Below are 8,203 nucleotides of genomic sequence, written 5' to 3'. Positions count from 1 at the left end.
CCCCGGATGCGGCGGGCGCGTCCGATGCGGCAGAAGCTCCGCCGGCCTCATCCGGGCAAGCCGCGGAGAAGCCGGCAACGCAGGACAACAAGCCAGCCGTTGCGGCCTTCGCCGAATCCGCGTCAGAAAATGATGCTTCGACCGCCTTGTCCGAGGTCGCGGCTCCCGCTCCGGCGGCTGGCCAGTCGGCGGATGCGAAAAAGCCCGACGACAAGATGGATGGCGCCCAGACCGCGGCCATACCGGAAGCAAAGCCGCAGGCTCCCGAGGCTCAGTCGGCGGCAACCGAGGACGCGACTCAGGACAAGCCGATACCTCAGCAGGTCAGCGCTGGCGCCAATGGACGAATCCTGAGGGCAGTCACCATGCGCAGCGGCCCCAAGAAGGGCGCATCCGCTATCGTCACGGTGCCGGCCAAGGCGTCGGTGCAGGTGATGGGCTGCAAGAAATGGTGCGAGATCGTCTATAACGGCAAGCACGGCTGGGTCTACAAAACTTACGTCAAGACCGGCGCCTGATCCGTTCCTCGGCCGAGCCAGCCGCAAATGCCGTGAACGGCCCGAGCCGTTTTCGCGCCGGAGCGGCCGCTCAGATGCAGCGCCCGCCATCCACCTCCAGCGCCACGCCGGTGATGAAGGCGGCCTCATCGGAGGCCAGCCACAGCGCCGCATTGGCGATGTCGAGCGGCGTCGAGAACCGGCCGAGCGGAATCGAGGCACGGAATTTCTCACGAATCTCCGGCGTGTCGGCGCCCATGAACTTCTCCAGCATGCCGGTTTCGCCGGCAACCGGGCAGAGGCAATTGACGCGGATGTTTTTCGGCGCCAGTTCGACCGCCATCGACTTGGTGGCGGTGATCGCCCAACCCTTGGAGGCGTTGTACCAGGTAAGGCCGGGCCGCGGCCTGATGCCGGCGGTCGAGGCCGTGGTCAGGATGACGCCGCCGCCCTGCCGATCCATGATCGGCACCACGGCAAGTGCCGCATGATAGATCGCCTTCATGTTGATCGCGGTGATCAGGTCGAAGGTTTCCTCGTCGACGCCCAGCATGTCGCCATTGCGATGGGTGTAACCGGCATTGTTGATCATGATATCGATGCGGCCGAAGGCGCTCTTGGCGGCATAGACCATCTCGTCGAATTCGGAGCGCTGCGAGACGTCGGTCTGGGTCCAGATCGCTCGGTCGCCGATTTCTCCCGCGACGCGCTCGGCCCCCTTGGCGTTGAGGTCGGCAACGACGACGCGCGCGCCCTCTTCGGCGAAACGCCTGGCCATGCCCTCGCCGAAGCCGGACGCCGCGCCGGTGATGATGGCAACCTTGTTTTCCAGACGCATCGTTTTCCCGCTCATCGAGATCGTCCCCAATTTGCACCGGGAGCCTGTCCATGACGCGACAGATGTCGCATTCATGATTTTCTCCCTTAGCTTTCGTCACATTCACGTTCTATGTTGCAGCCGCGAACGCTGCCGGAAGACGTCGCTTTGCCGACAAGCCTCCCGGCAGCGCCAGTGTCAAGGGCACATGCAGACCCAAACGATCCCCTGCGATTGGCCCTTGATGTGACACCTTGGCACTGGACGATTTAAATCGATTAGAATATATCAGCCCCGTTACCGGCGACCGGCATCAAATCGGACTGACCATGACCAGCCAGATCATCCCCGTCGACCCTTTCGACTTCGTCATCTTCGGCGGCACCGGCGACCTGTCGGAGCGCAAGCTTCTGCCCTCGCTCTACCACCGCCAGCGCGGCCAGCAATTCACGGAGCCGACGCGCATCATCGGCACGTCGCGAGCGAAAATGACCGACGCCGAGTTTCAGGCCTTCGCCAAGAAGGCGATTTCCGAGCACGTGAAGCAGGCCGACGTCGACGCCAAGGAGCTTGAGACCTTCCTGGCGCGCCTTTCCTACGTCTCGGCCGACGCGACCACCGGCGCCGGTTTCGACAAGCTCAAGGAGGCGATCGGCGACAGCGACCGCATCCGCGCCTTCTATCTGGCCGTGGCGCCGGCGCTCTTCGGCGACATCTCGCACCAGCTCAAGGAGTACAGGCTGATCACGCCGAACTCGCGCATCGTGCTGGAGAAGCCGATCGGGCGCGATCTCACCTCGGCACGGGCGCTCAACGACGCGGTGGGCGATGATTTCCACGAAAGCCAGATCTTCCGCATCGATCACTATCTCGGCAAGGAAACGGTGCAGAACCTGATGGCGCTGCGCTTTGCCAATGCGCTCTACGAGCCGTTGTGGAATTCCGCCCATATCGACCATGTGCAGATCACGGTGGCCGAGACCGTGGGTCTCGAGGACCGCGTCACCTATTACGACAAGGCCGGCGCGCTGCGCGACATGGTGCAGAACCACATCCTGCAACTGCTTTGCCTGGTCGCCATGGAAACGCCGTCGTCGATGGACGCGGATGCCGTACGCGACGAGAAGCTGAAGGTGCTGAGGGCGCTCAAGCGCATCAACGGCAACGAGGCGCCGAAGCAAACCGTGCGCGGCCAGTATCGTGCCGGCGCTTCCGCCGGAGGGCCGGTCAAGGGCTATGTCGAGGAGCTCGGCAAGGACAGCAACACCGAGACCTTCGTCGCCGTAAAGGCCGAGATCGGCAACTGGCGCTGGGCCGGCGTTCCCTTCTATCTCAGGACCGGCAAGCGGCTGGCGACCCGCGTCTCGGAGATCGTCATCGAGTTCAAGCCGATTCCCTATTCCATCTTCGGCGACAGCGCCGGTCCGATCTTCCCCAACCAGCTGGTCATCCGCCTGCAGCCGGACGAAGGCGTCAAGCAGTATATCATGATCAAGGATCCGGGGCCGGGCGGCATGCGGCTGCGCCAGATCTCGCTGGACATGAGCTTCGCGCAGTCGTTCCAGGGCCGGGCGCCGGATGCCTATGAGCGGCTGATCATGGATGTGGTGCGCGGTAACCAGACGCTGTTCATGCGCCGCGACGAGGTCGAGGCGGCGTGGAAGTGGATCGACCCGATCCAGAACGCCTGGGAAAGCGCCAGGCAGGAAGCGCAGGGCTATACGGCCGGCACTTGGGGACCTTCGGCCTCCATCGCGCTCATCGAACGTGACGGACGGACATGGCACGAGAGCAATTGAGCGGCGCCGGCTACGCCTGGAACGGCTTTGCCGACCGCCAGCAACTGGCGGCCGCACTTGCGGGCAACGTCGCCGCCCGCTTGACCAAAGCGATCGACGAGCGCGGCACGGCGCTGCTCGCAGTATCCGGCGGGACGACGCCGGCGAAGTTCCTCGCAGCGCTCTCCGCCATACCGATCGCCTGGGACAAGGTCACGGTGACGCTGGTCGACGAGCGTTTCGTTCCTCCCGCCTCGCCGCGATCGAATGCCGGGCTGGTCGCGGCCAACCTGCTTCAGAACAAGGCTGCCGCCGCGCGGTTCGTGCCGCTCTACCACGAGGCGGCAAGCATCGAAGATGCGGCGACACTGGACAATGGAATGCTTGACGAGTTGCCCTGGCCGCTCGACGTCGTGGTGCTCGGCATGGGCGGCGACGGCCATACGGCCTCGTTCTTTCCCGATGCCGGCAATCTCGGCGAATTGCTCGACCCCTCCTCGCGGCGGATCGTGCTGCCGGTGCACGCGCCAAGCGGCGGCGAGCCGCGATTGACGCTGTCGATGGCGCGGATCATTGCCGCCGGCTTCATCGCGCTCCACATCGAGGGCGAGGACAAGCGCACCGCCTTCGACGGCGCGATGGGAGCGGGCGCGAAGAAGCCCATCCGCAAAGTGCTCGAAGCATCGCCGATTGCGGTAGAGGTGTTCTGGGCACCCTGATTTCACCAAGGAACAGTCCCGGAGGCAGTGGGAGGACGTTTCCGGGGCTCGAAAGGACCGACCATGACAGCCAGACGCGACATCGAAGCCATCACGGAACGCATCCGCCAACGCTCGCAAGCCGGCCGCGAAGCCTATCTCGGCCGCATCGCGGAGGCATCCGGCCGCGCCGCCAACCGGGCGGTGCTCTCCTGCGGCAACCTCGCCCACGGCTTTGCCGTCTGCAGCCCGTCGGAGAAGGTCGCGCTCGGCGGCGACCGCGTGCCGAACCTCGGCATCATCACCTCCTACAACGACATGCTTTCGGCGCATCAGCCGTTCGAGACGTTTCCGGCGCTGATCAAGGAAGCGGCGCGGGAAGCGGGGGGCATCGCCCAGGTCGCCGGCGGCGTGCCGGCGATGTGCGACGGCGTAACGCAAGGCCAGCCAGGCATGGAACTGTCGCTGTTCTCGCGCGACGTGATCGCCATGGCGGCCGCGATCGGCCTGTCGCACAATATGTTCGACGCAGCCGTTTTCCTCGGCGTCTGCGACAAGATCGTGCCGGGACTGGTGATCGCGGCCCTCACCTTCGGGCATCTGCCGGCTGTGTTCATACCGGCCGGACCGATGACGTCGGGCCTGCCGAACGACCAGAAGGCCAAGATCCGGCAGCTCTATGCTGAGGGCAAGGCGGGCCGCGCCGAGCTGCTCGAGGCGGAGTCCAAATCCTATCACGGGCCGGGCACCTGCACCTTCTACGGCACCGCCAATTCCAACCAGATGCTGATGGAGATCATGGGTCTGCATACGCCCGGCGCCTCCTTCGTCAACCCGGGCACGCCGCTGCGCGACGCGCTGACCAAGGAGGCGGCGAAGCGGGCGCTGGCGATCACCGCGCTCGGCAACGCCTACACGCCGGTCGGGCGCATGATCGACGAACGCTCGATCGTCAACGGCGTGGTCGGCCTGCACGCCACCGGCGGCTCGACCAATCACACCATCCACCTGATCGCGATGGCCGCGGCAGCCGGCATCGCGCTAACCTGGCAGGACATTTCCGACCTGTCGGAAGCCGTGCCGCTGTTGGCGCGCGTCTATCCGAACGGGCTCGCCGACGTGAACCACTTTCACGCCGCCGGCGGGCTAGGCTTCCTCATCCGCGAGTTGCTCGACGAAGGCATCCTGCATGAGGACGTGCAGACGGTCTGGGGCGAAGGCCTGAGGCCCTATGCGGTCGAAGCCAGGCTCGGCGCCGACGGCAGCGTGGTGCGTGAGGCGGCACCGCTGGAGAGCGGCGACGAAAAGGTGCTCGCGCCTTTCAAGAAAGCGTTCCAGCCGACAGGCGGACTGAAGGTGCTTGCCGGCAATCTCGGCCATGCGGTCATCAAGACCTCGGCGGTCAAGCCCGAGCGGCGTGTCATCGAGGCGCCGGCAAAGGTGTTCGACAGCCAGCAGGGCCTGAACGACGCCTTCAAGGCCGGCCAGCTCACCGGCGACTTCGTCGCCGTCATCCGCTTCCAGGGGCCGAAGGCCAACGGCATGCCGGAACTGCACAAACTGACGACGGTGCTCGGCATCCTGCAGGACCGCGGCCAGCGCGTCGCGCTGGTGACGGACGGGCGCATGTCGGGCGCCTCCGGCAAGGTGCCGGCGGCGATCCATGTGACGCCGGAAGCGGTCGAGGACGGGCCGATTGCCAGGATCCACGACGGCGACATCATCCGTCTCGACGCCGATGCCGGCACGCTGGAGGTGCTGGTGCCCGGAACGGAGTTCGCGCTACGCCGCACGGCCGAAGCCGATCTCATCGGCAATGAGTTCGGCTTCGGCCGCGAACTGTTCGCCGGCTTCCGGCAATTGGTCGGACGCGCCGACCACGGCGCCGCCGCCTTCGCAAACGCCTGACGTCTACTCAGCGTGCTTCACAAAAAAGGGCGGCTCGGAGCCGCCCTTTTCGTCCGTTCGCGGACTGCAATGCCTACTGCACCGTGATCTCGGTCCGCTCGCCGGCCTTGATCGTCACCGGCATTTCCTTGTCCTGGCCCTGGTCGGACATATGGCGCACCACGACATAGTCGCCCGCGGGGATCGTCTGCTGCCAGCTATCTCCATAGGTCAACCCAAGCGACTTGCGCTTGCCTTCGATATCCTTCTTCGACGAGAAAACCTCGATCGAATAGGCGCCGGGCGCCGACATCGCCAGCACGCCGGCGTCGAGCGTGACCTTGATGTCCTGGTTGTCGCCTGCCTTGATGCTGAAAGGCTGCTCGACGACCGCGAGGTCGAGCGTGGTGACCGCGACATAGTCGTCTGGCGGCAGCCAGAACTTGCTGTCCGCGCTATAGGAGTGCTCGACGCTCTCGCGCGAGCCGTCGATCTTCTTCTTCGCCTTGACGATCTCGAAGCCTATGCCGGAATTGTCGGCCTTGTCGCCGCCGGCGGTGTAGTAAGCGTTGAGCACGGCGTGGCCGACGCCGACGACGACGTCTTTCTCGACGGTCTGCCCGGCGGCAAGCTGGATGGTCTCCGTTGCCGTGCCGGCGCCGATCTGCACCGTCACTTTCTGCTCGCCCGCCGGCACGGTGGCCTTGGCGTCGCCATAGTGCGTGGTGGTGCCGCCCGGATAATTAAAGTCGACACGCGCCTCGCCGCTGATCTCCGAGCCCTGGCTCGCATGCGGGTGAATGACCAGGGTGCCGCCGTTCAGCGTGAACAGCGGCTTGTAGGCCTGGCCGGCCTCGACCTTGAGCTTCTGCTCGCTCCTCGCCTCGTCGTCGCGCCCGACGACGATGTAGTCGCCCGGCTCGAGATTGGTCTTGAGCTCGCCGTATTCAGTCATGACCTGATCGCCACGCGTGCCGTCGGCCGCGGCTTTATAAATCTCCCAGGCATTGCTGTCGGTGATCGGGTCGCCGCCCTCGGCCATCACCACGCTCGGCATGAGATTGAATTCAGGCTTGGCGGATTCGGGCGCAGGCGCCGGTGCGGGGGCCGGAGCAGGCTCAGGCGCGGGAAGCGGCGCCGCGACGGTCTCGACCAGCGCTTCCTGCAGCGCCCTCTCGTCGGAGGCCTGGATGTATTTGCCGCCGGTGTTTTCGGCGAGGCAGGCGATCTGCTTGCCTTCGTCGGCGGTCAGGCCGAAGCCGACCACGTCGGCGGTGAAGTCGACGCCGGTTTCCTTCAGCTCCTTGCCGAGCGCGCAAGGGTCGCCGCCGCAGGTCTCGAGCCCATCGGTGATGAGGACGACGGTGGCCTTGTCCTCGGTGTATCTGAGCGCTTCCGCCGCCTGCTTGACGGCTGCCGTCAGCGGCGTCTTGCCGAGGAATTTCATGCTGTCGGCGGCGGCCGAAATCGCGCTTGCCGAGCCCGCCTGGGGCGGCACGATCAGCTCGATGTCCTCGCAGCTGCCTTTCTGGCGATGGCCGTAGGCCATGAAGCCGATCTCGTCGTCGGCCGGCACCGACTGCAGCACCGTGCGCAGCGATTCGCGCGCGATCTCCAGCTTCGGTTTGCCGTCGATCTGGGCCCACATGGAGCCCGATGCGTCGAGAATGATGATGACCTTGTTGGCGGCAAAGCCAAATGTGGTCGTCGACAAAAGGAGGATCGCCGCAGCGACGCTCCGTGCCAGTCCCGCCATGAAAATCTCCTGAGTGAGCCCCCTGTCCGCGCCGGGAAAGCTATTTGAGGCGGCCTCTGGAGACAAGCCCGACGGCCAGCAAAGTCACTCAGTAGGTGGTGCGGCGCTCTTCCGACGGCGGGCGGCCGAACTGCAGCCGGTAGCTCTGCGCGAAATAGGAGTGCGAGGTGAAGCCGGTGGCGATCGCCACGTCGAGGATCGGCATGTTGGTCTGGCGCAGCAGTTCGCGTGCCCGCTCCAATCTCAGCCGCATGTAGTAGCGGCCGGGCGTAACGCTCAGGTGGCGCAGGAACAGGCGCTCGACCTGGCGCACCGACAGACCCGCCGACTTGGCGAGTTGCACCGCCGACAGCGGTTCATCGAGATGGTCGGCCATCAGCTCGACGATGCGCCTGAGCTTCTCCGACTTGCCGGTGAGATCCCGCTCGGGTCCGACGCGCTGGCGGTCGCCGGCCGAGCGAATGCGCTCGTGCTGGAACTGGTTGGCGACGCCATTGGCGAGGTTGGAGCCGAAATCGCCGCGCACGATCTCCAGCATCAGGTCGATCGAGGTGGTGCCGCCGGCGCAGGTGTAGCGCTTGCGGTCGATCTCGAAGACGTTGCCGGTGCAGTTGATGTCGGGGAAGCGCTCCATGAAGCCGGCGCGGTTCTCCCAGTGGATGGTGCAGCGATAGCCGTCGAGCTGCCCGGCCTCGGCGAGAAGGTAGGAGCCGACCGACAGCGCGCCGAGCGCATTGCCGCGCCGGCCCCAGCTGCGCAGCGCCGCCAGC

General features: G+C 65.6%; 7 protein-coding genes. 4 read left to right on the top strand and 3 right to left on the bottom strand.

The window, feature by feature from the left end:
- A partial coding sequence (locus tag EOA38_RS20780; RefSeq protein WP_145966015.1) for an SH3 domain-containing protein occupies positions 1-518 on the top strand: 518 nt, incomplete at its 5' end.
- Positions 519-588: 70 nt separating this feature from the next.
- On the opposite strand, the gene EOA38_RS20775 is transcribed toward EOA38_RS20780, so the two are convergent.
- Complete coding sequence (locus EOA38_RS20775) at positions 589-1,335, bottom strand: SDR family oxidoreductase (RefSeq protein ID WP_127300106.1); 747 nt, start codon at positions 1,333-1,335, stop codon at positions 589-591.
- A gap of 308 nt (positions 1,336-1,643) precedes the next feature.
- Here EOA38_RS20775 and zwf point away from each other — a divergent pair, with 308 nt between their 5' ends.
- The 3 genes from zwf (at position 1,644) to edd (ending at position 5,698) form a co-directional block, all read left to right on the top strand.
- Positions 1,644-3,113: a glucose-6-phosphate dehydrogenase gene (gene zwf / locus EOA38_RS20770; protein WP_127300105.1), complete on the top strand. Its 1,470-nt coding sequence runs from the start codon at positions 1,644-1,646 to the stop codon at positions 3,111-3,113.
- Positions 3,095-3,811, top strand: a complete 717-nt coding sequence (pgl, locus tag EOA38_RS20765; protein WP_127300104.1) for a 6-phosphogluconolactonase — start codon at positions 3,095-3,097, stop codon at positions 3,809-3,811. The genes zwf and pgl overlap by 19 nt, the downstream gene beginning before the upstream one ends.
- A 63-nt stretch (positions 3,812-3,874) precedes the next feature.
- Positions 3,875-5,698: a phosphogluconate dehydratase gene (gene edd, locus EOA38_RS20760; protein WP_127300103.1), complete on the top strand. Its 1,824-nt coding sequence runs from the start codon at positions 3,875-3,877 to the stop codon at positions 5,696-5,698.
- Positions 5,699-5,771: 73 nt separating this feature from the next.
- Here the strand turns inward: edd and EOA38_RS20755 are convergent, their stop codons facing one another.
- Together EOA38_RS20755 and EOA38_RS20750 are read right to left on the bottom strand one after the other, a co-directional pair.
- Positions 5,772-7,433, bottom strand: coding sequence for a VWA domain-containing protein (locus EOA38_RS20755; protein ID WP_127300102.1), 1,662 nt, complete (start codon positions 7,431-7,433; stop codon positions 5,772-5,774).
- 88 nt (positions 7,434-7,521) lie between these two features.
- Positions 7,522-8,203 (bottom strand): GlxA family transcriptional regulator (locus EOA38_RS20750; RefSeq protein WP_145966014.1); only part of this gene is annotated, 682 nt, incomplete at its 5' end.

The organism is Mesorhizobium sp. M1E.F.Ca.ET.041.01.1.1, from assembly GCF_003997355.1.
GTDB lineage: Bacteria > Pseudomonadota > Alphaproteobacteria > Rhizobiales > Rhizobiaceae > Mesorhizobium.
This window is presented reverse-complemented; position numbering and strand designations above follow the sequence as displayed.